This window comes from uncultured Demequina sp. (assembly GCF_913055775.1).
GTDB lineage: Bacteria > Actinomycetota > Actinomycetes > Actinomycetales > Demequinaceae > Demequina.
In genome coordinates this window covers 13,427-39,987 of record NZ_CAJXJX010000006.1, presented here as the reverse complement: position 1 = coordinate 39,987, position 26,561 = coordinate 13,427, and the positions used below count along the sequence as shown (strand labels likewise).

The window sequence follows — 26,561 nt, the reverse complement described above, 5'->3', positions numbered from 1 at the left end:
GATGGCGCCGCGCTCGACGTAGCCCTGGATCTGCGCGGTGTAGTTCTCGGTGTACCAGGAGTTGCGCAGGAACGTGGTCTCGATCGGGGACGCCGCGAGGGCCTTCTCGGTCGCCACGTGCTCGGGTGCGAGGCCGAGCGTCGTGGTGTCCGCCTTGAGCAGCGACGTGTACGCGATGCGCTGTACGCCGGCGGCCTCCGCCGCGGCCAGCACCGCCGCGTGCTGCTGCGCGCGCTTGCCCACCTCGGAGCCGGACACGAGCACCAGGCGGTCCACGCCCTCGAGGGCCGAGCTCAGCGTCTCGGGCGCGTCGTAGTCGGCCGCGCGCACGCGTACTCCGAGCGCGGCGAGGTCCTCGACCTTGTCGGTGTCGCGGGCGAGCGCGATCACGTCGAACGGGGAGAGGTGCAGGTCCAGCAGTGCGTGGACGATCTTTCGGCCCAGCTGTCCGCTGGCTCCGGTCACGGCATAGGTGGTCATGGGTGTTTCCTTTCACAAAGAAGTGGCCTGACGACACACTAACCCAAAGTTAGTGCTGTGTATTCCACAGCATCGGAGGTAAAATGTGCGCATGCCTGAAACTGAGACCGACTCCACGCTCGCGCTGACCGCGAACGTGTTCGCGCGCGCGTGCCGGTCCCGAGCGGCCTTCGAGGACGTCACCGCCAAATGGTCGTCGCTCATCCTGATCGCGCTGGCCGAGGGGCCTCACCGGTTCGGCGAGTTGCGCCGCCACGTGGACGGCGTCAGCGAGAAGATGCTGTCGCAGACGCTCCGCGCGCTCGAGGCGGACGCCATGGTGACGCGCACGGTTCACGCCGTCGCTCCGCCGAGAGTGGACTACGAGCTCACGACGCTTGGCGCGGAGGTTGCGCGCCACCTGCGGGGGCTCGCGGACCTGCTCGAGGGCGCGGTTGACGACGGTTCCCTGTAGAGCGGCAGGCGCACCGCCGCGCATCCTCCCTGCGCATCTGCCCATCGGGCCCGAAGAGGAAGGTCGCGGCGGCTGCGCTCGTTCCCCTAGGTGAGGCGGTAGATCGCCGCCCGACCCTACGGAGGGAGAGTGCCATGCCGAACCCCACCGACCAGAACTCCGAGGAGATCCACGAGGGCACGGAGGCCCTGCAGGCGATTGCCGAGGATGTCGAAGCCGAACGTGAGAAGGGCGGCCGCAAGGCAAGCCTGCCCGACGACGACACGCCGGAGGACGACGCCGAGACCCGCGAGGATCACGCCGAGAATGACACCGTGGGTCCACTCACCGGGGCCGACGGCGAGGTCCCCAACGGCGCCTACGGCAAGCTCGGCAACCGCGACGGGACGTTGAAGCCCTGACAGGTTGCTCGGCCCGGGACATCGTCCGCACCTGTGAATCATCTGAGAGAGCCCAGACGTTCACCGGAGTGAGCGGCCCCACCCCGGAGTTGCTCCCCCGGGCGCCGGGCACGGCGCCCCCGGTGGACGAAGGGAGAGGACATGTCCACGTTCACCCATGAAGGCACCGAGGCGCTCCAGCAGCTCGCGGACGAGATTCAGCGCGAGCGCGAGGAGAAGGGCCACACGGCCTTCGATGCCATCCCCGAGTCCGACGGCGACTCCAGCCGTCAGGACGGTGAGGGGACCGAGGCCTCGCCGCGCAGCGAGGGCGACACCGGACCCGACCTCGTCGGGGGTGGCCAGCCCCGCGTCGCAGGCTTGTAGGCCGCATGATGGCGGCGGCCCGGGCAACCCCCCCTCAGCGCCCGGGCCGTCGTCATCCTTCTGTCTGCATCCGCATGGACTGGATCGTCCTGAGCGACGATGCGGCTGCCCGGTTCGCGTGGCACGCTGAGTTCCAGCAGCTCACCGAGGAGGCGTCATGTCTGAGTCGAAGAAGCCGGATCTCGCCGAGATCGCGGAGGACTTCCGCCTGAAGTCGGTCCCTGAGGACGGGGTCGCGGAGGCCCCCGCCGACGAGGACGCGGACACCGCGACCGGCCGCTGGAAGCGAACGACGCGCCTCATGGTCAACGACAGCCTCCGCACGAACCTGGGCGGCAACGGCGGACCGATCTAGCGGGCGGGCGACGCTATCGGTCCGACAGCCCCGCCCATCCGGTGAGCACGGAGAGGTCGTCGACGATCTCGCCCATCACGCGATCGTAGGTCGCCTCGTCGCGTGCCCAAGGGTCGTCGAGACTCCGCAGGGGAGCCGGGTCCTCGAGCCGAGCCGCGTGCAGCGCGGCGGCGGCGTTCGCCAGCCGCTCGTGGGCGGTCGAGCCAGCCGGCGCATCGGCCCGCTGTGCCAGCTCCGCCGCCTCCTTGATGCCGAACGCGTGCTCGGCCACGCCGCCCCACTCCTGCTCGATCCAGCGCGCGTGCTGCTGCGTCGCCACGAGCACCAGGTCGGCACGCGACAGGATCGCTCGGTCGAGCTGCGTGGGCCGGTGGCGCGGGATCGTGAGGCCATACCGCTGCGCTGAGCGGCGCATCTCGTGGGTGGCGTCCATGCCGATCTCCGCGTAGATGCCGGCGCTGGTCACCTCGGCGGCGTCGCCCCACTCGCGCTGCGCGAGGTAGTGCATCGCGGGCGAGCGGCAGATGTTGCCGGTGCAGACCATCGTGACGCGCGCGGGAGAGGGGCTCATGGCACGCGAGCCTAGTTGAGTCTCGTACGGTGCGCGTGTGCCCGTTCCTCAAGGCGTGCGTGGTGCCCCGGCGTGGCGTCGCCCCCGAGGGAAGCTGCGGTCGTGGCATGCTGTTCCGCACCAGGGAAGGGAACTCATGGGGCTTGACTACCAACTGTGGTGGGTGCTCAGCATGGTGTTCGGTGTCGTCGTCATCGTGCTCTGGACCACCTACTTGGTGCGGAACCCGCGAGGACGTCTTGCCCGAGGACTTCGGTCATGGTTCATCGGGCTCGATGGAGAAGAGTTCGTTGCGGTCAGTGAGGCCGTGCCGCCGCCCGTGGGGTCCCTCGCCGCTGACATCGAAGACGCCATCGACTTCTGCATGCACTCCCGGGTCCCGTCTGACCGGGCTGTAGTCACCTGCGATTCCCGCGCGGTCATGCTTGATGCACGGGGCACCGACATCGTCACCGGCCTTGTGGCGGCGGGCCCGCGGCGCGCCCGACGTGTCCTGCGGATCTTCACCGAACAGCGTGTCCTCGGATGGATCCGATCCGGTGCACCGGGATTCTCAGACATCTCGGACGCAGATCCTGCAGCGCTCGCGGTCGCGAGCGCTTGGGAGGAGAACGGTGCGGCGATGCGACTCAAGATTGGAGGGGCGTCGGTACTTCTCGACGAGCGAGGTAGCCAAGTTCTGGCCGGACTGCTGGTGGCTCCCCACCGCATGGTGAACCGCGCAGCAGCGGCACTCGGTGCGGAGGACCGCATCGGCTGGGCCGATTGGCTGCCCTCCCATCGCGAGGTTCACGACGTGCGCCACGACGCCTACCTCGATCACAAAGTCGACCCGTGGACCTTCGGCAGGCGACCTCGTCGCGGCGGAAAGATCGAGCGACACCGTACCTAGAGCGCGGCGGGTGAACGGCTGAGCACATTCGCCGCGCGCTCGCTCACGTCTTGCGTTGGCCGATGCGCGTGACGCTGGGCTTGTCGCCCCGGTGGCCGTACAGGGAGCCCTCGTACTGCTTGAGGGTCGCCACCAGCGCGAAGCTGAGCGTGACGAGCAGCGCCCACGAGCCGAGCTTGCCGACGTGGACCGCCTGCCAGAACGCCTCCTGATCCGGGTACTGCCAGGCGCCCAGGAAGGTTGCCACGTTCTCCGCGATCCACAGGAAGAACGCGATCAGGACGAACGCCAGAGCCAAGGGCATGCGGAACCGGCGCTCCGCCACCGTGTAGTGCACGAGGGTCCGCCGCATCTCGATGAGGAACGCCACAGCGATCACCCAGCGCAGGTCCCAGATCCAGTGGTGGGTGAAGAAGTTGAGGTACGCCGCGGCGGCGAGGATGGTCATGAGGACGGGCCGGTAGTCGGTGACGCGCAGGTCGAAGCGACGCCAGGCCTGGCAGATGAACGAGCCCACGGCTGCGTACATGAAGCCCGAGTACAGCGGCACGCCCGCGACCACGGACCAGCCCTCGTCCGGATAGCTCCATGAGCCCTGCTGCACCTTGAACAGCTCCATGACCAGGCCGAGGAGGTGAAAGGCGAACACCACACCCACCTCGCGGGTGGTCTCGTAGCCGGTGGCCCACAGGACGGCGGTGATGGCGAGTCCGGCGATCAGCAGCAGGTCATAGCGGCCGATGGGGGTCTCGACCACGTCGGTGATGGCCATGGCCGCGAAGATCAGGATCGCGAACAGCAGGCTCGTGAGGTTGATCCACGCGAACGTGAGCAGCAGACGCACCGCAGTGCGCAGGCGCGCGGCTGCGGTGGTTCGGGGGCTCGGTGGCACGCCCACGATTGGAGCACGCCGCGGGGGCGGCGGCGGTCCAGGCGCACCGCGCTGGCCGGCGATCCGCACCGCACCGACGCCGCACCGCCGGAGCACCTGCACCCGATAGAGTGAGGGCCGTGTCCACCACTGCTGACCCCGTCAAGATCGCCGTGCTCGGGTGCGGCACCGTCGGCACGGAAGTCGTGCGGCTGCTGCTGACTCAGGCTGAGGACCTCGCCGCCCGCGTGGGCGCGGGCATCGAGCTCGCCGGCGTGTACGTGCGCGACACCTCCGTCCCGCGCGATCCGGTGGTGCCGGTCGGCGCGCTGACCTCCGACGCCGATGCGCTCGTGGACGGCGCGGACGTGGTGGTCGAGCTCATGGGCGGCATCGAGCCCGCCCGCACCCTCATCCTGCGCGCCCTCAACCGCGGCGCCGCCGTCGTCACCGCCAACAAGGCGCTGCTCGCGGAGCGCGGCGCGGAGCTGTACGAGGCCGCCGACGCCGCCGGTGCGGACCTGTACTACGAGGCCGCCGTGGCTGGCGCGATCCCGCTGGTGCGTCCCGTGCGCGAGTCCCTCGCGGGCGACACGGTCACCCGCATCTTGGGCATCGTCAACGGCACCACCAACTATGTGCTCGACGAGATGACCTCCAAGGGTCTGTCGTATGACGAGGTCGTGGCGGAGGCACAGCGCCTGGGCTACGCCGAGGCGGACCCCACCGCAGACGTGGGCGGCCACGACGCCGCCGCGAAGGCCGCGATCCTCGCATCTCTCGCCTTCCACCAGCGCGTGGGTCTCGACGACGTTTACTGCGAGGGCATCACCGCGATCACGCCTGATGACATTCAGGCCGCCACCGAGACCGGACGCGTCATCAAGCTGCTCGCCGTCGCCGAGCGCACCGACACCGGCGTCTCCGTTCGCGTGCACCCCACACTCGTCCCGGTGGACCACCCCCTCGCGGGAGTGCGCGGCGCGTTCAACGCGGTCTTCGTCGAGGCCGAGGCCGCCGGCGAGCTCATGTTCTACGGCCAGGGAGCTGGCGGCCTGCCCACCGCATCGGCCGTCCTCGGCGACATCGTGTCGGTCGCGCGTCACCAGGCGAACGGCGGCAAGGGCCCGCTCGAGTCCAACTACGCGAGCCACGAGGTGCTGCCCATGGACGCCGCGCTCACGCGCTACGCGGTGCGCATGAGCGTCCCCGACCGGCCGGGCACCCTGGCGGCGGTCGCGTCGATCTTCGCGGCGCACGGTGTGGGCATCGAGTCCGTCCGTCAGATGGCCGGCAAGGGTCACGCGGGCCTGATCCTGTCGACCCACCGGGCGTACGAGGCGGCGCTGCGAGCGACCGTCGAGGAGCTGCGGGACACCGATGCCGTGAAGGACGTGTGGTCCGTCCTGCGGATTGAAGGAGAGCTGTAGTGGCGCACGTGTGGCGCGGCATCATCCGCGAGTACCTGGACCGGCTGCCGTTCGAGGAGTCCGACCGCATCGTGTCTCTCGGTGAGGGCGGCACCCCTCTGGTGCACGCGCCCGGCATCTCCGATGAGGTGGGCGCGAACGTCTACGTCAAGGTCGAGGGGATGAACCCCACGGGGTCCTTCAAGGACCGTGGCATGACCTCTGCGATCACCCAGGTCGTCAAGGACGGCGACCACACGGTGGTGTGCGCGTCTACGGGAAATACCAGCGCATCGGCCGCGGCGTACGCGGCCCACGCTGGCCTCCAGTGCGTCGTGATGATCCCCCAGGGCAAGATCGCGGCCGGCAAGATGGCGCAGGCGATCGTCCACGGCGCGCGCCTGGTCCAGGTGGACGGCAACTTCGACGAGTGCCTCGACATCGTGCGTGAACTGTCCGAGGACTACCCGGTCGCCCTGGTCAACTCCGTGAACCCGTATCGCCTCCAGGGGCAGAAGACCGCGGCCTTCGAGATCGTCGACCAGTTGGGCGACGCCCCCGACATCCACATGCTTCCGGTGGGCAACGCCGGCAACATCTCCGCGTACTGGATGGGCTTCAAGGAGTTTGCCGATGCGGGCGTCGCCTCCCGAACTCCCCGCATCTGGGGAGTCCAGGCAGCGGGCGCCGCGCCCTTCGTCGCCGGGCACCCGATCAAGGATCCGGAGACCGTCGCGACGGCCATCCGCATCGGCAAGCCCGCCTCGTGGGACCTTGCCATCGCCGCGCGCGACGAGTCCGGCGGCTGGATCCGCGCCGTGTCCGATACCCAGATCCTGAACGCCCAGGCGCGCCTCGCCGCGGACGTGGGCGTGTTCGTCGAGCCCGCCTCCGCCGCACCCATCGCGGGACTCCTGGCCGCATCGGCCCTGGGCGAGGTGCCCGAAGGCGCCACCATCACGTGCACCGTCACCGGCAACGGACTCAAGGACACCGCGACCGCGCTGTCGGGTCACACCGTCGAGCCCACCGTCATCCCGGTCGACGTCTCCGCCGCCGCCAAGGCGCTGGGGCTGTAGCCGTGCGCCTCGCCGCGGACGCCGTCCGGGTCACGGTTCCCGCCACCGCGGGCAACCTGGGCCCGGGCTTCGACGCGCTCGGCATGGCGCTGGGCGTCGCGGACGAGGTCGAGGTGCGGGCGGTCGCGTCGTCCGCCGTCACGCTCGAGATCGAGGGTGAGGGTGCGGACGTGCTGCCCCGCGACGAGTCGCACCTGGTCGTGCGTGCGCTGCGCGCCGCGCTGGACCGCGTGGGCGCGTCGCAGGTGGGGCTGTCGATTCGCGCCGTGAATCGTATCCCGCACGGACGCGGGCTGGGCTCCTCCGCGGCTGCCGTGGTCGCCGGCATCTCCGCCGCTCGCGGGCTGATCGCGGAGCCCGAGGCGCTGTCCGCCGAGATCGCCCTCGCGATCGCCACCGAGTTTGAGGGCCACCCCGACAACGCCGCCCCGGCCATCTACGGCGGAGCGACTGTGGCGTGGTCCGGCGCAGACGGTGCGCACGCGGTGCCGCTGCAGGTCGATCCGCGCATCGAGACGGCCGTGCTGGTGCCCGGCTCGGTCCTGCCAACCAAGGAGGCCAGGTCCGTCCTGCCCTCGCTCGTGCCGCACAAGGACGCGGCGTTCAACGTGGGACGCGCGGCGCTGCTCGTGAACGCCCTGGCCGGGAGGCCCGAGGATCTGCTCGCGGCCACCGAGGACCGCCTGCACCAGAACTATCGCGCCGAGGTCATGGCTGCGGCGCCCGCGATGATTCGGCACCTGCGGGCGGAGGGTCTCGCGGCCGTCGTGTCCGGCGCCGGGCCATCCGTGCTCGTGCTGGGCGAGGACCTCGCTGCGCGTGGCCTGGGTTCCGGCGCTCTGCCGTGGGCTGAGGGCATCGGCGACGAGTCCTGGCGGTCCGTGCACACCGTCGAGCGGGTTCCCGGCGCGACCTCGACGCGGTTGTGAGGCTCGACCGGTGACCTCCTCTCCGCGCACCGGGGGCCCGCGATGACGCGGCGCTGCCTGGTGGTGCGCGGAGGTTGGGAGGGGCACGACCCCGTGGGGACCACGGATAGCTTCGTGCCGGCTCTCGAGGCCCAAGGGTTCTCCGTCGTGGTGCACGAGTCGCCGGAGATCTACGCTGACGCGACTGTGATGGCTGGCGTCGACCTGGTGGTGCAGTCCATCACTGCAGGCGAGATTAGCGCCGATGCGGTCGACGGGTTGCGCGACGCCGTCGCCTCGGGCACGGGTCTGGTGGGTTGGCATGCAGGACTGGTGGCCGCGTTCGCGGACTCCCTGCAGTACGCGCACCTGCTGGGAGCGCTGTTCGTCGCGCACCCCGGGGACGGCACCGGGCCCGCGGGCTCGCCCGCGTATCGCGACTACGAGGTGACGTTCACTCCCGAGGGGCGGTCGCACGACCTCACCGCGGGGCTCGCCGACTTCTCTCTGCGCACCGAGCAGTACTGGCTGCTCACGGATCCTGGGCTGGACGTGCTCGCGACGACGGAGCTGGTGCCACTGGAGGGCGACGAGTGGGCCCGGCCGCTCACCATGCCCGTCGCGTGGACCCGACAGTGGGGGCGTGGCCGCATCTTCACCACCACGCTCGGCCACACGCTGGAGGTGGTGCGCCGCCCAGAGGTGGTGGCGATGATGGAGCGCTCGTTCGCCTGGGCGGCGCGATGAGCATCCGGGTTGCTGCTCCCGACGACCGCGACGCGATCGCGCGCGTGTGCCTGCTCACCGGCGACAACGGGGCCGATGCGACGGGCGCCTTCTGCGACGATGCGGCGCTCGCGGACGTCTTCGCGCTGCCGTACCTCGAGGGGCCGGGCGGCTTCGCTCTGGTGTGGGACGAGGGCGACGGGGTGGTCGGCTACGTGCTGGGGACCTCGGATACGCGGGCGTTCCAGGAGTGGTTCAGCTCGCAGTGGTGGCCGGCGCGGCCTCCTCGCTCGCCCCGAACTCCCGGGGACTCGTGGCTGCTTCCCGATGCGGCAGATCCCGGCCGGATGCTCGGTTCGGTCGTCGGCGACTACCCGGCGCACCTGCACATCGATCTGCTCCCGGCTGCTCAGGGCAGGGGAGCCGGGCGCGCGCTGATCGAGGCGGCGTGCGAGCTGCTCGCCGCGCGCGGGGTGCGCGGTGTCCACCTCGTCGCATCGGCTGCGAACGCGGGTGCGGTCGCGTTCTACCCGCGGGTGGGGTTCGCGGAGTTCTCGCGTGCTGACGGCGCGGTGACCTTCGTGCGGGGGCTGGGTCAACGATGAGCGCGCCGGCAGACGCGGGCCGGCTGAGCGCCTGGCGGCCACCGGTCCCCGCAGTTCGGGTGGCGGCGATCGCCGTCGGGGTGTTCGGAGCGCTCGTTGCAGCCGGGTGGTTGCTGGGCGGTGCCGGCGCGGCCGTCGGGGCATTTCTCGGTGGGGTGTCGATCCTGGCGCTCGCGGTCCAGCCGTCGTCCTGGTGGGAGCTGGGGGTCTTCTCGGCACTTGTGGGCGCGTGTGTCGCTGGAGCTGTGGCGTTCGACGGCGCTGTTGCGATCGCCGCATGCGTGGCCATCTCGGTGGTGGCGACAGCGCCGTTCGCACTGAGGTACGGGCCTGTGACGGCTGTCGTGCCGGTGCTCGTCGCAATCGCGGGTGACGGCGCGGGCGATGTCGAACCAGTTCGCGCGCTCATGGGCACCGTGGTGGCCGCGCTCGCATTCGCGGCGATCGTGAGGGCGCTGGGCATGCGCCAGGCGAGCGCGACTCCGTTGCCCACCCGGGTGATGGTGGCGCACCTTGCCACGATGAGTGCCGCGACTGCCATCGCGACCGGTGTCGTGATCGCGGCGGGTCTCGCCCACGGAGTGTGGGTCGTGGTGGCGCTCGCCACCGTGCTCGTGCCGATCCAGCGCGAGACTCTGCGCGAGGCCCGCTTCAGGGTCGTGGGTACGGTTGTCGGGGCTCTGACGGGCAGCCTCATCGCCACGGTGCTGCCTGCGTTCGCGGTCGTCATCGTCGCTCTCGCCGCCGCCTTGCTCGGTATCGCGTCGAACCTTGCGCATCGTCGCCAACAGTTCGTGGCGTACATCGCGGTCGCGACGGTGACCGCGACGGCGACTGTCGGCGGGGAGGCTGCTGCGGACGTCGCGCTCCAGCGTGTGGGCTACACGCTGGTGGGTGCGGCGATCGCGGTAGCGCTGGGACTGGGCGTGGCGCGCATCGGCCACGCGCGCGCGGCGGACGCGGCCTGAGCCGTCGCGCGTCGGAGGCATCCCGTAGATTCGGACCATGCTCTGGTCTCTGCTTGTCAGTTCGATCAAGCCGTACTGGCGCCTCCTCGTGGGCGTCACCGTGTTCCAGGCGGCTCAGGCGATCGTCAACCTGTACCTGCCGACGCTGAACGCGGACATCATCGACAAGGGTGTGGCGACCGGAGACACCGGCTACATCTGGCGCATGGGCGGCTGGATGCTGCTGCTGTCCTTCGTGGGAATCGTGTGCACCATCACGGCCGTCTATTTCGGTGCGAAGATCGCCATGCGCGTGGGCCGCGACCTGCGCGCCGGCATCTTCGGTCAGGTCGCGACGTTCTCCGAGGCCGAGGTGCAGAGGTTCGGCGCGCCATCGCTGATCACCAGGAGCACCAACGACGTTCAACAGGTCCAGATGCTGGTCCTGATGACATGCACGCTCCTCATCACCACGCCGTTCACGCTCATCGGCGGCGTGGTGCTGGCACTCGAGCAGGACGTCGAGCTCTCGGCGATCATGGCCGTCGCGATCCCCGTGCTGATCGTCATCGTGATGCTGATCGTGTGGCGCATGGTGCCGCACTTCCGGCGCATGCAGGTCCGCATCGACGGCATCAACCGCGTCCTGCGCGAACAGTTGACCGGCATCCGCGTCGTGCGCGCGTTCGTGCGCGAAGGAGTGGAGGACGCGCGCTTCGCGGACGCGAACGCGCTGGTGACGGAGTCGGCGCTCAAGGCGGGTCGGCTCATGGCCGCGATGTTCCCACTGGTGCTGCTCATCGTGAACCTCAGCTCCGCCGCGGTGATCTGGTTCGGCTCGTACCGCATCGATGCCGGCGAGATGCAGGTCGGCGCGCTCACCGCGTTCCTGTCCTATCTCATCCAGATCCTCTTCTCGGTGATGATGGCGACGTTCCTGTTCGTGCTCGTGCCGCGCGCGGCCGTGTCCGCGGACCGCATCAGCGAGGTTCTCCAGACCGAGTCCACGGTGCGACGGGAGGCCTCCGCAGTTGAGGTGCCTGGCACCGGCGAGGTGGTGTTCGACTCCGTCACCTTCACCTACCCGGGGGCGGAGCAGCCTGTGCTCGCGGACATCAGCTTCACCGCGCAACGCGGGACCACGACGGCGATCATCGGTTCCACCGGAGCGGGCAAGTCCACCCTCGTGAACCTGATCCCGCGCCTGTACGACGCGACCGAGGGCGAGGTCCGTGTGGGCGGCGTCCCGGTGCGCGAGGCCGCTCCGGAATCCCTGTGGGCGCGCATCGGCGTCGTTCCGCAGCGGCCCTATCTGTTCGCCGGCACCGTCGCCACGAACCTCCGCTACGGGCGTGAGGACGCGACCGATGAGGAACTGTGGGCTGCCCTGCGCATCGCGCAGGGCGAGGACTTCGTGCGTGCGATGCCGGAGCAGCTCGACACCCCGGTGGCCCAAGGTGGCACGACCGTGTCCGGCGGCCAGCGCCAGCGGCTGTCGATCGCCCGGGCGCTGGTGCGGCGACCGGACGTGCTGATCTTCGACGACTCCTTCAGCGCGCTCGACACGGCAACCGACGCACGGCTGCGCGCGGCGCTCGGCCGTGAGGTCGAGGACGCGACGGTCATCGTGGTGGCGCAGCGCGTCTCCAGCATTGTGGACGCGGACCAGATTCTCGTGCTGGAGGATGGTCGCATCGTCGCTCGCGGGACCCATGCCCAGCTGCTCGAGACCTCCGAGACCTATCAGGAGATCATCAGTACCCAGCTCCGGGCTGAGGAGGTGGCGTGATGACGGAGGCGACCGAGACCGAGGAGACCACCGCCGACCAGCCGCGGCCTCCCCAGCAGCGCCAGCACGGCCCCGGTGGGCCGGGGATGGGTGCGCCGTCCGAGAAGGCCGACAACTTCAAGGCCAGTGGCATCCGCCTGGTCAAGCTCCTGGGGCCCGAGAAGTGGCTGGTCTGGCTCGTGGTGGTCCTGGGCGCGGGCTCCGTCGCGCTGTCCGTCGTGGGCCCCAAGATCCTCGGCAACGCGACCACCGTGATCTTCGAGGGCTTCCTTGCCGGCGGCATCGACTTCCCGAAGCTTCACGGGATCCTGCTGTGGGTCGTGATCATCTACATCGGCTCGGCGATCCTGGGACTCGCCCAGGGCTTCATCCTCAACGGCGTGACGCAGCGCACCATCTTCCGCCTGCGCGAGAGTGTCGAGGACAAGGTCCACCGGCTCCCGCTGAGCTACTTCGACACCCACCAGCGCGGCGACCTCCTGAGCCGCGTGACCAACGACATCGACAACATCTCGCAGACGCTGCAGCAGACGCTGAGCCAGGTCTTCACGTCCGTGCTCACCGTGATCGGCATCCTCATCATGATGTTCTCGATCTCGTGGGAACTCGCTCTCGTGGCGCTCATCTCGATTCCGCTCACCGCCGTGGTGGTCGCGCAGATCGCCAAGCGGTCGCAGCCCAAGTTTGTCGCGCAGTGGAAGCACACTGGTGAGCTCAACTCGCAGATCGAGGAGGGCTACACCGGCCACGCGCTCGTGAAGCTGTTCGGCCGCCAGAAGCAGACCGCGAAGGAGTTCGCGGCGAAGAATGAAGAGCTCTACGAGGCGAGCTTCGGCGCCCAGTTCATCTCCGGGATCATCATGCCGTCGGCGATGTTCATCGGGAACCTCGTGTACGTGGTCATCGCCGTGGTAGGCGGCCTGAGGGTCGCCAGCGGCACCATGACGCTGGGCGACGTGCAGGCCTTCATCCAGTACTCGCGCCAGTTCCAGCAGCCCATCAGCCAGCTGGGCTCCATGGCCAACCTCCTGCAGTCCGGAGTCGCCTCCGCGGAGCGAGTCTTCGAGCTCCTCGACGCCGAGGACCAGGATCCGGATGTCGAGCCTGCACAGACCCCGGAGGATGACCACGGCCGCCTGGTCTTCGAGGACGTCCCCTTCCGCTACGTCGAGGACAAGCCGCTGATCGAGGACCTGAACCTCGAGGTGTGGCCGGGCCGCACGGTCGCGATCGTGGGCCCGACGGGTGCGGGCAAGACCACGCTCGTGAACCTGATCATGCGCTTCTACGAGCTCGACAGCGGGCGCATCACCCTTGACGGCACCGACATCGCCGCGATGACGCGTGCCGACCTGCGCTCGCGGACGGGCATGGTGCTCCAGGACACGTGGCTCTTCGGTGGCACCATCCGCGACAACATCGCCTACGGGCGCACGAGCGCGACGGAGGAGCAGATCCTCGATGCGGCGAAGGCCGCCTATGTGGATCGGTTCGTGCACTCGCTTCCCGACGGCTACGACACCGTTCTCGACGACGATGCGACGAACATCTCCGCGGGAGAGCGGCAGCTCATCACCATCGCTCGAGCGTTCGTGGCACAGCCGCAGGTGCTCATCCTGGACGAGGCCACGAGTTCCGTCGACACCCGCACCGAGCTGCTGGTCCAGCGAGCGATGGCCGAGCTGCGCAAGGACCGCACCGCGTTCGTGATCGCGCACCGCCTCTCGACCATTCGCGACGCTGACCTCATCCTGGTGATGGAGAACGGGTCGATCGTCGAACAGGGCAATCACGCCGAGTTGCTGCAGGCGAAGGGCGCCTACGCGCGCCTGTACGAGGCACAGTTCGCGGCGCCCATCGACGAGGTCGAAGAGCCCCAGGACCCCCACGTGCCGCCAGAGCCGCCCCTGTCACTGCCGCCGGACGCGCCCGTGGCGCTCGACCCCGTGGTCGCCGCCCACGACACCGGCGAGGTGCCGATTGTGGATGAGCCGCACGAGGGTGCGCCGCAGACCTGAGGCTGCGCGTTCCCGGCACCGGTCGGCGCCGGTCACCCGCTCACGCTGAGTCTCGCGGCCCGTTCACGTCGAACGAATAGGTCGGCACGAACTCGACCACGATCTCCGCCGTGTCGAGGCCCGCGTCCTCCATCTCCGCCCACACGGGCTCGAGGTCCGGAATGGGCGGCGTGCCCTTGAGCTGCACCACGATCAGGTCGCCCTCGCGCGGCTGGATCGAGATGATCTTCCAGCGCGCATTCTCGGTCGCTTCCTCGACGAAATCGCGCACCGCCTGTTCGCGCGAGCGCGACTCGATCGCCTGCGCGGTCGAGTAGGTGAGCGGACCCGCGACCAGTGCGACCAGGATCGCGGTCGTGATGTAGGCCTTGACACGGCGGCGGCGCTCGGCCTCCTTGTCCTCCGCCTCGAGCAGCCGTAGTCGCGAGAATCCGTAGATCGCCATGACGATCGAGCCCGTCGCGAGAATGGCGGCGACGTTCGTCACGAACAGCAGGACCGCGCCGAAGGCCTGGCCCGGTTCGCCCGATTCGAGCGCGAGACCCGCGACGCACAGCGGCGGCACCAGTGAGATCGCGATTGCGACGCCAGGAAGTGTGTCCGAGATGTCGGAGCGCACGATCGCGATCGAGCCCACGGCGCCGACCGCGAACGCCGCGAACAGATCGACCAGGCCGGGGGAGACGCGCCCCGCCACCTGGTCGTTGGTCTGCGCGGTGACCTCCTGGATCACGATCAGTCCGATCAGGAAGCCCACGGCCATCGCCGCCACGGCGCCCGACACCATGATGAGGATCGACCGGATCAGATTGCGGCGGTCGCCCAGCACCGTCGCGATCATGGTGCCCTGGATGGGCCGCATCAGTGGGGCCACGATCATGGCGCCGATCACCGTGGCCGTCGAGTTCGCGACGACACCCGCAGACGCGATCGCCGAGGACAGGATCAGCAGCAGCCAGAAACGGGTGTGCTGCGACCGCACGGTCGGGCCCTCGAAGAAGGCCGCCTCGCGCAGGTAGTCGACGGTGTTGAGCTTCGCTCCCCAGCGCGTCTCGCGCACCAGGGAGGTCCACCGGCTCATGACGAGAGCAGCTTCGCCTTGGCTGCGGCGAACTCGGAGTCGCTCAGGATTCCAGCATTCTTCATCTCGGCGAGCTTCTGCAGCTGCGCCATCATGTCGTCTCCGCCGCCGGGCGCGGCCTCCACCACCGCGGGCTGCGCCTGCGCGGCCGCAAGCTGAGCCTGCATCGAGGCGAGCTGCGCCTCGTTCGCCTGCACCTGTGCCGCCTGCTGCTGCTCCAGGTACTGCTGCTGCTGACGCGACTGCGCCCGTCCTGCCTGGCGGCGGGCGACTCCACCTGACACCGCGGTGGCAGTGCCCGAGATGACGGCCGTGCGGGCCATGGTTCCGATGAGGCCGGGTCGGCCGATCCTGCGGGGCATGTCAGTCCTCCTCCTCGAGTGCTGCGACGGCGTCGAGCACCTCCTGAACCACCGGGCCAGGGACCCGGATCGAGTCGATGAGCTCGCCGCCTGCGGCAGCGATGGCGTCGCGCAGCGGCTTGACCCAGGTGTGCTCGAACACGAGGATCGCGGCCGAGGCGCCGACGGGAAGCTCGGCGGTGAGCGCGTCGACGTCCTCGTCCGAGATCAGCCCCATGGCCTCTCCCACGAGAGCGCCCACGCGGGCGAGCTCGCCGTCCGCGTCGTCCTGGCCGAACTCGACGATCGCGGTCTCCTCCTCGGAGACGCGCTGGACGAAGACGCCGTCGGCGACGCTGATCGTCCCCGCCTCCCCCAGCCGCTCGAGCTCGGGAATGATGTCTCCTTGGAAGCGATCGGTCTCGAACCCGATCGTCACCACCTCAATGGGGCCCAGGGTCATGGTGTGCTCCTCGTGCGTCGGGGTGCTGGAAAGGGGGCGAAACCGCCTCCTCGGAATCTATTGCCGCGCCGGGCACACGGCAACAGGAAACGCGACCCAGCCCACGCATCGGCCCTCGCAACGAGACCGCTCGCGCGAACCCGCCGCCGCATCGGCGCGCCGTCCACAGCGCTGTTTGGGCGTGTCGCCCCACGGTGGTAGCCTGTTGGGCGTCTCCCCCGGTCGGCAACCAGCCACGGCGGATGGCATTCCCACGGCATTCAGGCGTCAGCGGACGACGGCGTACGCGTACCCGAGCGCCTGGGCTGCTCGCACATGCTGAGCCAGATGGGCTCGTGCGAAGAAAAGGACGATTCTCAGTGACAGACACCCAAGAGGCCGCAGCCGGCTCCGGCGCGGCCCTCAGCGCCATGAAGCTTCCCCAGCTGCAGGCTCTCGCCTCCGAGCTCGGGGTCTCCGGCGTCAAGAAGATGCGCAAGAGCGACCTCGTCGAGGCGATCAAGAACGGTGGCGTCGTGCCGGCGAAGGCGCCGAGCGCTGCGCCTGCGGCGAAGGCCGATGCGCCCGCGGACTCCGCGAAGAGCGACACGCCCGCGGCTTCCCCGAAGAACGACGCGCCGGCCACCGACGCGCCAGACGCCGGCGGCAGCGACCGCCAGCAGGGCGATCAGCGCGGCGGCCAGAACCGCTCGCGCCGCGCAAGCGCGGATCAGGGCGCGCCTCAGGGTGGGAACCAGAGCGGGAACCAGAGCGGCAAGCAGTCCGGCGACGACGACGCCGACGAGCGCGCGCGCCGCGCCGCCGAGGCGGTCCAGATCGCCGGCTCCGGTGGAGACCAGGGCGGCAACCGCAACGACGGAGGCAACCAGGGCAGCCGTGACGGCGGCGGCCAGGGCAACCGCAGCAACGACGACGACGAGCGCGGCGGGCGCCGGCGCCGTGGCCGTGGCCGCGGTCGCAACCGCAACCGCGACGAGCGCGAAGGCGGCAGCCAGGGTGGCGGCCAGGGCGTGCGCCAGGACGAGGACGAGGTGCGCGAGGACGAGGAGCTCAGCCCCGTCGGCGGCATCGTGGACGTCCTCGACAACTACGCGTTCATCCGCACCACCGGATACATGGCGGGGAAGTCGGACGTCTATGTCTCGATGAACCAGGTCAAGAAGTACGGCCTGCGCAAGGGTGACGCGATCACCGGCACCGTCCGCCCGCCCCGCCCGGGCGAGCGCGGCCAGCGCCAGAAGTTCAACGCGCTCGCGGCCGTCGACACCGTGAACGGCGTGTCGCCCGAGGAGGCGCGTTCGCGCAAGGAGTTCGGCGACCTCACCCCGCTCTACCCGCAGGAGCGCCTGCACCTCGAGACCGACCCGCGCACGCTGTCGACCCGTGTGATCGACCTCGTCGCACCCATCGGCAAGGGCCAGCGCGGCCTGATCGTGTCGCCGCCCAAGGCCGGCAAGACGCTCATCATGCAGGCGATCGCCAACGCGATCTCCGCCAACAACCCCGAGGTCCACCTCATGGTGGTGCTGGTGGACGAGCGTCCCGAGGAGGTCACGGACTTCCAGCGCTCGGTCAAGGGCGAGGTCATCGCCTCGACCTTCGACCGGCCCGCAGGCGACCACACGCAGGTGGCGGAGCTCGCGATCGAGCGCGCCAAGCGCCTGGTCGAGCTGGGCCAGGACGTCGTGGTGCTGCTGGACGGCATCACCCGCCTGGGCCGCGCGTACAACCTGGCCGCGCCCGCATCGGGTCGCATCCTGTCCGGTGGTGTCGACTCGGCCGCGCTGTACCCGCCCAAGAAGTTCTTCGGCGCCGCGCGCAACATCGAGAACGGTGGCTCGCTGACCATCCTCGCGACCGCTCTCGTGGACACTGGCTCCAAGATGGACGAGGTCATCTTCGAGGAGTTCAAGGGCACCGGCAACATGGAGCTGCGCCTGTCGCGCCAGCTCGCCGACCGCCGCATCTTCCCGGCCGTGGACGTCAACTCGTCCGGTACGCGCCGCGAGGAGATCCTGGTCTCCACCGAGGAGCTCAAGGTCATGTGGAAGCTGCGCCGCGTGCTCACCGCGCTCGAGCCGCAGGCCGCGACCGAGCTGCTCCTGGGCAAGCTGCGCGAGAACCGCACCAACGCGGAGTTCCTCATGCAGGTCGCCAAGACCACGCCGGGCAAGGACGAGGGCGAGAACGAGCTCACGCTCAAGTAGTCGTTTCGCACGCAGGGCCAGCGCCACCTCCGCGGTCCCCAGTCGCGCGCCGCGAGTGGCTGAGTGCCCGGAATCGAAGGATCTGAGCACTTAGCCACTCGCGAGGCGCGCGGCAACGGTAGCCAGCACGCGTTCGCGGCACCACCCTGGTCGCCGCGTGATGTCGTTCCAGCCAAAGCGAAGGACCACGAATCCCGCCGCGGTGAGGTCGGTATGGCGCTCGCGATCCTTGTCGCGCGCGTCCCGAGTCGAGTGATATCGATCGCCGTCCAGTTCGACCACCACGCCAGCGCGCCGGTGCAACATGTCGACCGATACGCGTCGGGAGGGCAATGCGAGCGCTGCCTGCCACTCGAACTCGTGGAAGCGTGGATCGGCAAAGGCCTCGTGCTTCGCGCGCACCTCGAGAGGCGTCGTCGCGCCTTCCGAGAACCAGCCGAGGAGCCTCTCGAGATCTCTTCGGCCCGCTATTCGAGGTGTCCGTTGCGCCTCGCGCGCCAGTTGCTTCCAGGTGCACACGCGCGCCCACAACGCCGCCCACAGTATGTCGCGGCGCTGAGCTGGAGCGGCGAAGCGCCATGCGTCCAGCAGAGCGCGTGGCATCTCTAGGCACGCGATGCCCTGAGGAAACACTCGTGTGCGGGGCAGATTGACTTGATGCAACCGAGCCCACGCGGGCGGCTCGAGATGCAGTCCGTGCGCGATCGCGTAATCGGAGCGCTCGGGCCGAGCCAGACGAGGGGCGTAGAGGTGGAGCGCGAGTTGACCCGTGACCGCCCCGCGTGGCACCCAGCGGTTGAGCGCCTCGCCGAGGACGACGGGGTTCGTGGTGTGCGCGCTGCCGCAGTAGATGCCCGTCGCGAGTCGGGTCACCGCTCCGCTGGACAGCCCCCCGTCGAGTTGCCTCCTCGACCAGCCCGCAATCAACTCTGACCGCGTGAACGCGTGCGCGCAGGCTGCAAGAGTCTCGGCGAGCGGCGTGTCGCGCGCTGCAGTATCGGGGAGAGGTCGCACCGCACCAGGCAATCGGTGCCGTGACCGCCGCGGTAGTCCTGTCTCTCGATCTGTGGACAGCGTCGGGCCGTCGCGAGTGGCTGAGTGCTCGAGAGCGCCACGATTGGACCCTGAGTCACTCGCGAGGCGCGGGCGGGGGCCGATGCGGGGGCCAGGTGGGCGGGATCAGGTGCGAGTGGGGCGGCGACGCGGGGGAGCGGGCGCCAACTCGCCAAGGGGCCACCCCATCTGGCATAATCGAACGCTGGCCGTCCGGTTCACCGCGCGCAAAATCTGCACGACGGACCCGGAGGCACCTCTAAGGGAGATCATGAAGAAGGACATTCACCCCGAGTACGTGGCCACCACTGTCACGTGCACCTGCGGCAACCAGTTCGAGACCAACTCGACGGTCACCTCCGGCGCCATCAGCGTCGAGGTCTGCTCCGCCTGCCACCCGTTCTACACGGGCAAGCAGAAGATCATGGACACGGGCGGCCGCGTCGCGCGCTTCGAGAAGCGTTACGGCAAGAAGTAACCCCCAGCCTCACACGACGACGACGTGGCCGAAGCCTTCGCCGCCGTCCAGCCCCTGCTGGACGAGTACGCCGACATCGAGCGTCAGCTCGCCGACCCTGCCGTCCACGCGGACGCCAGCCGGTCGCGCACGCTGGGCCGTCGGTTCGCGGAGCTCGGCCGCGTCGTCGCCGCGCATCGTGCCTGGCAGACGGCGCACGATGACCTGGAGGCAGCCCAGGAGATGGCCGAGGCGGACCCCGAGTTCGCCGCGGAGATCCCCGGCCTCGAGCAGGCCGCCGAGGATGCGACGGAGTCCCTGCGCCGCATCCTGATTCCGCGCGACCCGGACGACGCCCGCGACGTGATCCTCGAGATAAAGTCGGGCGAGGGCGGCGAGGAGTCCGCGCTGTTCGCCGGCGACCTGCTGAAGATGTACCTCAAGTTCGCGGAGACCCAGGGCTGGAAGGCCGAGGTCCTCGAGGCGACGCCCACCGACATGGGCGGCTACAAGGACATCTCCGTGGCCGTGAAGGCCAAGGGCTCCGTCGAGCCCGAGGACGGCGTCTGGGCCCACCTCAAGTACGAGGGAGGCGTCCACCGCGTTCAGCGCGTGCCCGCCACGGAGTCCCAGGGCCGCATCCACACCTCCGCCGCGGGCGTGCTGGTCTACCCCGAGGTCGAAGAGGTCGAAGAGGTCGAGCTCGACATGAATGACGTCCGCGTCGACGTGTACCGCTCCTCGGGCCCCGGCGGCCAGTCCGTCAACACCACCGATTCGGCGGTCCGCCTCACGCATGAGCCCACGGGCATCGTCGTCAGCTGCCAGAACGAGAAGAGCCAGCTCCAGAACAAGGAGTCGGCCATGCGCATCCTGCGCGCCCGGTTGCTGGCGGCCCAGCGGGAGGCCGCAGCTGCGGAGGCCCAGGACCTGCGCAAGTCGCAGGTGCGCACGGTGGACCGGTCCGAGCGCATCCGCACCTACAACTTCCCCGAGAACCGCATCGCGGACCACCGCACGGGCTACAAGGCCTACAACCTCGATCACGTGCTTGCTGGCGACCTCGGCCCCGTCGTCCAGTCCGCGATCGACGCGGACGAGGCGGCGCGCCTCGAGGCCCACGAGGACTGACGCGTGCCCTCGGTAGGCGCGCGCCTGCGCGACATCACACGACGCCTCACCGGGGCGGGCGTGCCGTCCCCTCAGGCCGATGCGGTGGCGCTGATGGCGCACACGCTCGGCTGGGAGCCCGGCGAGGTTCGCACGGCAGCCGCGCGCGACGACCACTGGCCCGAGGACCCGCTGGACCTCGACCTGCTCGAGGCGCGCGTCGAGCGACGCATGAGCCGTGAGCCGCTGCAGCACATCACGGGGAAGGCGTACTTCCGCGAGCTCGAGCTGCAGGTGGGCGATGGGGTCTTCGTGCCCCGGCCCGAGACCGAGACTGTCGCGCAGGCGGCGATCGACGCCGCCCGCGCAGCAACGCCCAACCGTGACGGCGTGGTCAAGGTCACGGACCTGTGCGCCGGCTCCGGCGCGATCGGCCTGTCCGTCGCATCCGAGGTCGACAACGCCGAGGTCACGCTGCTCGAGGCGAGCGTGGGCGCGCTCGTGTATCTGCGCCTGAATGCTCGCTCGATGCCGGACGACGTGCGGCCCCGCGTGCGGACGCTCCTGGGCGACGCGCGCCGCTGCCTGCACCAGTTCGACGGCTGCGCAGACGTCGTGGTGAGCAACCCGCCGTACATCCCGCCCAACGGCGTGCCGCGCGACCCCGAGGTGCGGGACTTCGACCCGCCGGAGGCGCTGTACGGCATGGGCGAGGACGGACTGGATCTGCCCCGCGCGATCATCGATGAGGCGGCTCGCCTGCTGCGCGTGGGCGGAACGCTCGTGATGGAGCACGCGGAGAACCAGGGCAAGGCCCTGCGGGACTTCGTGGGGCGCAGCGAGTTCTGGGCCGATGCCCGGACCGAGCAGGACCTCACCGGGCGCGACCGCATGCTCGTCGTGACGCGCGTGGGCATCTGAGCGCATCGCTCGCATCTGACAGACTGGCTCCCGTGATCTACCCCTGCTTCGACCCCTCCACCTGGGGCCCGAGCCTCGACGCTGCCGTCGATGCGGTGCAGCGCGGCGCCGTGGTGGTCCTGCCGACGGACACGGTCTACGGCGTGGGAGCGGATGCCTTCAACGCCGATGCGGTGGCGGCAGTCCTCGCGGCGAAGGGCAGGGGGCGGCAGATGCCGCCGCCCGTGCTGATCCCGAACCTCCGCACCGTCGACGGGCTCGCGCGCGACGTGCCGGCGCCGGCTCGCGCGCTCATGGAGGCGCTGTGGCCCGGAGCACTGACCGTGATCGTCCACGCGCAGCCGTCGCTCGCGTGGGACCTGGGGGAGACCCATGGGACGGTCGCGCTGCGGATGCCGGATCATGCGGCGGCGCTGGCCTTGCTGACCCGAACCGGGCCTCTCGCCGTGACCAGCGCCAATCGCACGGGCGAGCCCGCAGCCACCACCGCTGAAGGCGCGCGCGAGCAGCTCGATTCCGCTGTCGCCGTCTACCTCGACGGCGGACCCAGCCCCCTCGGCACCGCCTCGACGATCGTGGACGCGACGGACTCCCGGGGACTGCGCGTGGTGCGCGACGGAGGAGTGACGCGCGAGCGGCTGCTCGAGATCGCCGGTGCAGACGCTTTCGTGCCCGAGGCCGCCGCGGGCGAGGGGTCCGCCGGGTGAAGGTCTATCTGACGCTGCTGGTGGTGGCCGCCCTCGTCGCGTACGCCGCCACACCGGCGATGCGTCACCTCGCCTTCCGCACGGGCGCCGTCACGGCCGTGCGCGAGCGCGACGTCCACAAGCTCCCGACCGCGCGGCTGGGCGGCATCGCGATCTTCCTCGGGCTCGCCGGCGGCATCCTGATCGCTCACAACATCCCGTTCCTCGCACCCGTCTTCGAGGCTTCTGGAGCGGCGTGGGGTGTGCTCGCCGGCGCCGCCCTGGTCGCCGCACTGGGCATGGCCGACGACATCTGGGATCTGGACTGGATGGCCAAGCTCGCCGGACAGGTGCTGGCTGCGCTGATCATGGCCTGGAGCGGCGTGCAGCTCGTGACGGTGCCGATCGCCGGCCTCACGATCGGCAGCTCGTACCTGTCGCTCGCGGCGACGGTCATCGTGGTGGTGGTCGCGATCAACGCCGTGAACTTCGTGGACGGGCTCGACGGGCTCGCCGCGGGCATGGTCGCGATCGGGGGAGCGGCGTTCCTCACCTACACGTACGTCCTTGCGCGCTCGGCGTCGCCCGGCGACTACTCGTCGCTCGCGTCGCTGATCCTGGCCGTCCTGGTAGGTGCGTGCCTCGGGTTCCTGCCCCATAACCTGCATCCCGCCCGAATCTTCATGGGCGACTCCGGATCCATGGTGCTGGGCCTCACGATCGCCGGCGCCGCCATCATCGTCACCGGTCAGATCGACCCCGCAGTGGTCTCCGAGCGCGAGCGGATCCCCGCCTTCATCCCCATCGTGCTGCCGCTCATGGTCCTCGCCGTCCCGCTCATCGACATGACCGCGGCCGTCATCCGCCGCACGCTCAAGGGCACGTCGCCCTTCATGCCGGACGCCCACCACCTGCACCACGTGCTGCTGCGCGCCGGACACTCCCATCGGTGGGCCGTGGGCGTGCTCTACATGTGGACGGCGGTGCTGTCGTTCGGCACCGTCTCGCTCGTGTTCCTCGACACGGGTCAGGCCGTCGCCCTCGTGGTCGCCGGCGTCGCAATCGCCGCCACCATCACGTTCTCTCCGGCGCTGAGACGCCGGCTGTCCTCCGGCTGGCGCACTGCGGGCGACAGGGCTCGTCCGCTGCAGCGCATCACGCCCGAGGGGCACCACCGCGACGACGCGCCCGAGCCCGGCGCGAACCGCGACGTGCCCGACACCCCCGCCACCGCATCGGCCCCCGCCGACTCCGTCTCGACCAAGGAGCGACCGTGACCGTCGAGTCCACCACCTACCGCCGCGCACTGCGGCTCACCGTCTACGGCGTCGTGGCTCTCGCGGTGCTCGCGGTGCCCGTCGGCCTGCTCGTCGCCGGGGGAGCGGGCCTGGTGGCGGCCGAGGTGGGCGTCGCCGTCGCGGCGCTGTCCGGCGTGACCACCCAGGTCGCCATGGTGATCAGCCACAACCGCGAGCCCCACGTCATGGCGGGCATCATCGGCGGCTCCTGGCTGCTCAAGATGCTCATCATCATCGTGGCGCTCCTGGTGCTCAGCGGCATCGACGGGTTTCACCGCCCATTGTTCGCGGGCTTCGCCGTCGCGGGCGTGCTTTTCACGCTCGCGGTGGACTTCTGGGTGATCCGCAGCGCCCGCATCCCGTACGTGGACCCGGACGCCGGAAAGAACGCCGGATAATTCCGGCCTGCACGTTCGTCAGCGCCCCGGTTCTACGTTAGGATTCTGGGGCATCACGGTATCGGCGCGCCGGGCCCTCAGGTCCCGCGCCAGCTTCTACCCCTGGAGAGACTTCTGTGGCGAATCTAGCCCTGGGCGCGGCCATGACGGCCACGTCCGAGCTCGCGGCCGACGACGGCGAATCCTCCGGCATCTTCGGGTGGCTGTTCTACTCGGACGGCTTCCACGCCCCCACGGTTGACGAGTTCTTCCCGCCGGCGCTGTTCGGCGAGGGGACCATCTTCGAGTTCAACCGCATCATGCTGGCGCGCGTCATCGCCGCCGCAGTCCTCATCCTCATCTTCTGGCTCGTCGCCCGCAAGGCGAAGGTCGTGCCGTCGCGCGGTCAGTCCGTGGTCGAGATGATGCTGGACTTCGTGCGCACGCAGATCGTCGAGCAGGTCATGGACAAGGAGAACGCCAAGCGCTTCCTCCCGTTCCTGACCACGCTGTTCCTCGCGATCCTCGCGTTCAACATCACGGGCGTCATCCCGTTCATCAACATGGCTGGCACATCCCTCATCGGCCTGCCGATCATCATGGCGCTGTGGGTGTACATCCTGTACCTCGCCGTGGGCGTCAAGAAGCACGGCCTCGGCGGCTACCTGAAGACCAGCCTGTTCCCGGCGGGCGTGCCCAAGGGCATCTACCTGCTGCTGACGCCCATTGAGTTCCTGCAGGTCTTCATCCTGCGCCCCGCCACGCTCGCGCTGCGACTCGCCGCGAACATGATGGCCGGCCACCTGCTGCTCGTGCTGTGCTTCGCGGCCACCCAGTACTTCTTCTTCGAGGCCGCCGGCGCCATGAAGGCGATGGGCACCGTCACCTTCGTCGCGGGCTTCGCCTTCACGCTCTTCGAGATCTTCGTCGCGGCGCTGCAGGCCTACGTCTTCGTCATGCTGTCCGCCGTGTACATCAACATGGCTATCGAGGAAGAGCACTAAACCCACACAAGTGTGCGGCGCCGGACGGCGTCGCTTCAATGGAAGGAAACAACAGTGGACACCACCACTCTCGCGGAGGTCTCGGGCAACGTCGCGACGATCGGCTACGGCCTCGCCGCCACCGGTCCGGGCATCGGCCTTGGAATCCTCATCGGCAAGACCATCGAGGGCATGTCGCGTCAGCCTGAGGTCGCCGGCCAGCTGCGCGCCACCATGTTCATCGGTGTCGCGTTCGTCGAGGTGCTCGCCCTCCTGGGTCTGGTCACCGGCTTCCTCTTCACCTAAGCCATGAACGCACTCAACCTCATCGTCGTCGCGGCGGAGGAGCACGGGGAGTCATCGCACAACCCGCTGATCCCCGCCAACTACGACATCCTGTGGTCGACGATCATCTTCCTGATCATCGTCGGGGTCTTCATGTGGAAGATCCTGCCGATGCTGCAGAAGGTGCTCGACGAGCGCGCGGAGAAGATCGAGGGCGGCATCAAGAAGGCCGAGGAGGCCCAGTCCGAGGCTGCGGCCGCGCTCGAGGAGTACACCGCGCAGCTGACCGAGGCCCGTGCCGAGGCAGCCCGCATCCGCGAGGACGCGCGCTCCGAGGCTGGACAGATCGTCGCGGAGACGCGCGAGTCCGCATCGGGTGACGCCCAGCGTCTGGTCGAGACCGCCCAGAAGCAGATCGACGCGGAGCGCCAGCAGGCGATCGTGTCGCTGCGGTCCGAGGTGGGCGCGCTGGCCTCCGAGCTGGCGTCGCGCATCGTGGGCGAATCGCTCAAGGACGACGCGCGCCAGCAGCGGATCATCGACGGCTTCCTCGATGACCTCGAGGCTCAGGTGTCGGACAGCAAGGCGAAGGGATAGGGCCGATGCGCGGAACCAGCCAGGCATCGCGCGATGCCTCGATGAAGGAGTTCGACACCGTCGTCACTGCGGCGGCCAAGGACGGCATCGAGATCGCGGAGCACCTGTTCGCCGTGGTCGACGCACTGGATTCGTCGGGCTCGCTCAGGCGCGCCCTGACGGACCCTGCTCGGCCCGGTGCGGACAAGGCCGCGCTGGTGAAGCAGCTGTTCGGCTCGCTCGACCCTCGTGCGGTCGACGCCGTGGCGTCGTTCACGTCGCAGCGCTGGTCGGATGAGGCGGACCTCGCGGAGTCGCTCGACGACGCCGGCGAGCTCGCCCTGTTCGCCCACGCCGAGGCGCAGGGCACGCTCGAGGCCGTGGAGGAGGAGCTCTTCCGCGTCGAGCGCCTGCTGACCGCCGAGCGCGAGCTGCTGGTCGCGATGAGCAACCGCTCGGCGTCCAAGGAGCAGCGTCTCGCGCTGCTCGAGGGAACCCTGGGCGGCAAGCTGCACCCCACCACTCACGCGCTGCTAACGCGTGTGGTCGGCGTGCCGCGCGGCCGCCGCCTCATCCCCGCCCTGCACGCGCTGCTCGACATCGCCGCGGCTCGCCGCGGCCGGTCGGTCGCGAACGTGACCGCGGCCGTCGAGCTCTCGATGGCCCAGCGCACGCGCCTCGCAGGCATCCTGCGCAAGGCCTACGGGCATGAGATGCAGATCAACGTCGCCGTGGACCCCGAGGTCCTGGGCGGCATCCGAGTTCAGGTCGGGTCTGAGGTCGTGGACGGTACCGTCCTCAGCCGGCTCGACGAGGCACGACGACGACTCGTCGGCTAGCGAAGACCATCAC

Annotated in this window: 31 protein-coding genes; 24 read left to right on the top strand and 7 right to left on the bottom strand. The window is 69.6% G+C overall.

Annotation, left to right across the window (positions count from 1 at the left end; genetic code table 11):
• Window positions 1-480, bottom strand: a 480-nt coding sequence (locus tag QZ483_RS01340) for an NAD(P)H-binding protein (protein WP_297081184.1), incomplete at its 3' end; no start/stop codon positions are given.
• 91 nt (window positions 481-571) lie between these two features.
• Between QZ483_RS01340 and QZ483_RS01335 the strand changes: the two genes are divergently transcribed.
• The 4 genes from QZ483_RS01335 (at window position 572) to QZ483_RS01320 (ending at window position 2,056) form a co-directional block, all read left to right on the top strand.
• On the top strand, window positions 572-934 hold the full coding sequence (locus QZ483_RS01335; protein WP_297081183.1) for a helix-turn-helix domain-containing protein: 363 nt from the start codon (window positions 572-574) through the stop codon (window positions 932-934).
• A gap of 134 nt (window positions 935-1,068) precedes the next feature.
• Window positions 1,069-1,335, top strand: coding sequence for a hypothetical protein (locus QZ483_RS01330; RefSeq protein ID WP_297081182.1), 267 nt, complete (start codon window positions 1,069-1,071; stop codon window positions 1,333-1,335).
• 141 nt (window positions 1,336-1,476) lie between these two features.
• Complete coding sequence (locus QZ483_RS01325; protein WP_297081181.1) at window positions 1,477-1,701, top strand: hypothetical protein; 225 nt, start codon at window positions 1,477-1,479, stop codon at window positions 1,699-1,701.
• A 157-nt stretch (window positions 1,702-1,858) separates the two neighbouring features.
• Window positions 1,859-2,056 (top strand): hypothetical protein, encoded by a 198-nt coding sequence (locus tag QZ483_RS01320; RefSeq protein WP_297081180.1) that lies wholly within the window; start codon window positions 1,859-1,861, stop codon window positions 2,054-2,056.
• A 13-nt stretch (window positions 2,057-2,069) separates the two neighbouring features.
• Here QZ483_RS01320 and QZ483_RS01315 read toward each other — a convergent pair whose 3' ends face one another.
• Window positions 2,070-2,627: a hypothetical protein gene (locus tag QZ483_RS01315; RefSeq protein WP_297081179.1), complete on the bottom strand. Its 558-nt coding sequence runs from the start codon at window positions 2,625-2,627 to the stop codon at window positions 2,070-2,072.
• Between the two features lie 136 nt (window positions 2,628-2,763).
• Between QZ483_RS01315 and QZ483_RS01310 the strand changes: the two genes are divergently transcribed.
• Window positions 2,764-3,519 carry a hypothetical protein gene (locus QZ483_RS01310; RefSeq protein WP_297081178.1) on the top strand — a complete coding sequence of 252 codons (756 nt, stop codon included), beginning with the start codon at window positions 2,764-2,766 and terminating at the stop codon, window positions 3,517-3,519.
• A 43-nt stretch (window positions 3,520-3,562) separates the two neighbouring features.
• Here the strand turns inward: QZ483_RS01310 and QZ483_RS01305 are convergent, their stop codons facing one another.
• Window positions 3,563-4,411, bottom strand: a complete 849-nt coding sequence (locus QZ483_RS01305) for a DUF817 domain-containing protein (RefSeq protein ID WP_297081177.1) — start codon at window positions 4,409-4,411, stop codon at window positions 3,563-3,565.
• A 119-nt stretch (window positions 4,412-4,530) separates the two neighbouring features.
• Between QZ483_RS01305 and QZ483_RS01300 the strand changes: the two genes are divergently transcribed.
• From QZ483_RS01300 to QZ483_RS01265, 8 genes are read left to right on the top strand one after another with little or no spacing between them, the layout of a single operon-like run.
• Window positions 4,531-5,820 carry a homoserine dehydrogenase gene (locus tag QZ483_RS01300; protein WP_297081176.1) on the top strand — a complete coding sequence of 430 codons (1,290 nt, stop codon included), beginning with the start codon at window positions 4,531-4,533 and terminating at the stop codon, window positions 5,818-5,820.
• Window positions 5,820-6,878 (top strand): threonine synthase, encoded by a 1,059-nt coding sequence (gene thrC / locus QZ483_RS01295; RefSeq protein ID WP_297081175.1) that lies wholly within the window; start codon window positions 5,820-5,822, stop codon window positions 6,876-6,878. The genes QZ483_RS01300 and thrC overlap by 1 nt, the downstream gene beginning before the upstream one ends.
• Before the next feature lie 2 nt (window positions 6,879-6,880).
• Window positions 6,881-7,807, top strand: a complete 927-nt coding sequence (thrB, locus tag QZ483_RS01290; protein ID WP_297081174.1) for a homoserine kinase — start codon at window positions 6,881-6,883, stop codon at window positions 7,805-7,807.
• Window positions 7,808-7,849: 42 nt separating this feature from the next.
• The gene (locus tag QZ483_RS01285; protein ID WP_297081173.1) at window positions 7,850-8,533 is read left to right on the top strand and encodes a ThuA domain-containing protein; all 684 of its coding nucleotides are present in this window, start codon (window positions 7,850-7,852) and stop codon (window positions 8,531-8,533) included.
• Complete coding sequence (locus QZ483_RS01280) at window positions 8,530-9,117, top strand: GNAT family N-acetyltransferase (RefSeq protein ID WP_297081172.1); 588 nt, start codon at window positions 8,530-8,532, stop codon at window positions 9,115-9,117. The genes QZ483_RS01285 and QZ483_RS01280 overlap by 4 nt, the downstream gene beginning before the upstream one ends.
• Window positions 9,114-10,085: an FUSC family protein gene (locus QZ483_RS01275; RefSeq protein ID WP_297081171.1), complete on the top strand. Its 972-nt coding sequence runs from the start codon at window positions 9,114-9,116 to the stop codon at window positions 10,083-10,085. The genes QZ483_RS01280 and QZ483_RS01275 overlap by 4 nt, the downstream gene beginning before the upstream one ends.
• Window positions 10,086-10,122: 37 nt before the next feature.
• Window positions 10,123-11,853, top strand: coding sequence for an ABC transporter ATP-binding protein (locus QZ483_RS01270; protein ID WP_297081170.1), 1,731 nt, complete (start codon window positions 10,123-10,125; stop codon window positions 11,851-11,853).
• On the top strand, window positions 11,853-13,871 hold the full coding sequence (locus tag QZ483_RS01265; protein ID WP_297081169.1) for an ABC transporter ATP-binding protein: 2,019 nt from the start codon (window positions 11,853-11,855) through the stop codon (window positions 13,869-13,871). The genes QZ483_RS01270 and QZ483_RS01265 overlap by 1 nt, the downstream gene beginning before the upstream one ends.
• Window positions 13,872-13,911: 40 nt before the next feature.
• On the opposite strand, the gene QZ483_RS01260 is transcribed toward QZ483_RS01265, so the two are convergent.
• From QZ483_RS01260 to QZ483_RS01250, 3 genes are read right to left on the bottom strand one after another with little or no spacing between them, the layout of a single operon-like run.
• Window positions 13,912-14,952 carry a TIGR00341 family protein gene (locus QZ483_RS01260; protein ID WP_297081168.1) on the bottom strand — a complete coding sequence of 347 codons (1,041 nt, stop codon included), beginning with the start codon at window positions 14,950-14,952 and terminating at the stop codon, window positions 13,912-13,914.
• Entirely contained in the window at window positions 14,949-15,314 is a 366-nt protein-coding gene (locus QZ483_RS01255; RefSeq protein ID WP_297081167.1) for an SHOCT domain-containing protein, read from the bottom strand. The genes QZ483_RS01260 and QZ483_RS01255 overlap by 4 nt, the downstream gene beginning before the upstream one ends.
• 1 nt (window position 15,315) lies before the next feature.
• Entirely contained in the window at window positions 15,316-15,756 is a 441-nt protein-coding gene (locus tag QZ483_RS01250; protein ID WP_297081166.1) for a DUF6325 family protein, read from the bottom strand.
• Window positions 15,757-16,115: 359 nt separating this feature from the next.
• On the opposite strand from QZ483_RS01250, the gene rho reads away from it, so the two are divergent.
• Window positions 16,116-17,963 carry a transcription termination factor Rho gene (gene rho / locus QZ483_RS01245; RefSeq protein WP_297081165.1) on the top strand — a complete coding sequence of 616 codons (1,848 nt, stop codon included), beginning with the start codon at window positions 16,116-16,118 and terminating at the stop codon, window positions 17,961-17,963.
• Window positions 17,964-18,053: 90 nt separating this feature from the next.
• Here rho and QZ483_RS01240 read toward each other — a convergent pair whose 3' ends face one another.
• Window positions 18,054-18,836, bottom strand: coding sequence for an endonuclease domain-containing protein (locus tag QZ483_RS01240; protein WP_297081164.1), 783 nt, complete (start codon window positions 18,834-18,836; stop codon window positions 18,054-18,056).
• Between the two features lie 451 nt (window positions 18,837-19,287).
• On the opposite strand from QZ483_RS01240, the gene rpmE reads away from it, so the two are divergent.
• From rpmE to QZ483_RS01190, 10 genes are all read left to right on the top strand, one after another.
• On the top strand, window positions 19,288-19,494 hold the full coding sequence (gene rpmE, locus QZ483_RS01235; RefSeq protein WP_297081163.1) for a 50S ribosomal protein L31: 207 nt from the start codon (window positions 19,288-19,290) through the stop codon (window positions 19,492-19,494).
• 24 nt (window positions 19,495-19,518) lie between these two features.
• Complete coding sequence (gene prfA, locus QZ483_RS01230) at window positions 19,519-20,604, top strand: peptide chain release factor 1 (RefSeq protein WP_297081162.1); 1,086 nt, start codon at window positions 19,519-19,521, stop codon at window positions 20,602-20,604.
• 3 nt (window positions 20,605-20,607) lie between these two features.
• Window positions 20,608-21,504, top strand: a complete 897-nt coding sequence (prmC, locus tag QZ483_RS01225) for a peptide chain release factor N(5)-glutamine methyltransferase (protein WP_297081161.1) — start codon at window positions 20,608-20,610, stop codon at window positions 21,502-21,504.
• Between the two features lie 35 nt (window positions 21,505-21,539).
• Entirely contained in the window at window positions 21,540-22,211 is a 672-nt protein-coding gene (locus QZ483_RS01220) for an L-threonylcarbamoyladenylate synthase (RefSeq protein WP_297081186.1), read from the top strand.
• Entirely contained in the window at window positions 22,208-23,467 is a 1,260-nt protein-coding gene (locus QZ483_RS01215; protein ID WP_297081160.1) for an MraY family glycosyltransferase, read from the top strand. The genes QZ483_RS01220 and QZ483_RS01215 overlap by 4 nt, the downstream gene beginning before the upstream one ends.
• On the top strand, window positions 23,464-23,886 hold the full coding sequence (locus tag QZ483_RS01210) for a hypothetical protein (protein ID WP_297081159.1): 423 nt from the start codon (window positions 23,464-23,466) through the stop codon (window positions 23,884-23,886). Before QZ483_RS01215 ends, QZ483_RS01210 begins: the two co-directional genes overlap by 4 nt.
• A 143-nt stretch (window positions 23,887-24,029) precedes the next feature.
• Entirely contained in the window at window positions 24,030-24,869 is an 840-nt protein-coding gene (atpB, locus tag QZ483_RS01205) for a F0F1 ATP synthase subunit A (RefSeq protein WP_297081158.1), read from the top strand.
• Window positions 24,870-24,923: 54 nt separating this feature from the next.
• The gene (atpE, locus tag QZ483_RS01200) at window positions 24,924-25,154 is read left to right on the top strand and encodes an ATP synthase F0 subunit C (RefSeq protein WP_084101823.1); all 231 of its coding nucleotides are present in this window, start codon (window positions 24,924-24,926) and stop codon (window positions 25,152-25,154) included.
• 3 nt (window positions 25,155-25,157) lie between these two features.
• Window positions 25,158-25,730 carry a F0F1 ATP synthase subunit B gene (locus QZ483_RS01195; RefSeq protein WP_297081157.1) on the top strand — a complete coding sequence of 191 codons (573 nt, stop codon included), beginning with the start codon at window positions 25,158-25,160 and terminating at the stop codon, window positions 25,728-25,730.
• A gap of 5 nt (window positions 25,731-25,735) precedes the next feature.
• Window positions 25,736-26,548, top strand: a complete 813-nt coding sequence (locus tag QZ483_RS01190; protein WP_297081156.1) for a F0F1 ATP synthase subunit delta — start codon at window positions 25,736-25,738, stop codon at window positions 26,546-26,548.
• The last annotated feature ends 13 nt before the right edge of the window (window positions 26,549-26,561 follow it).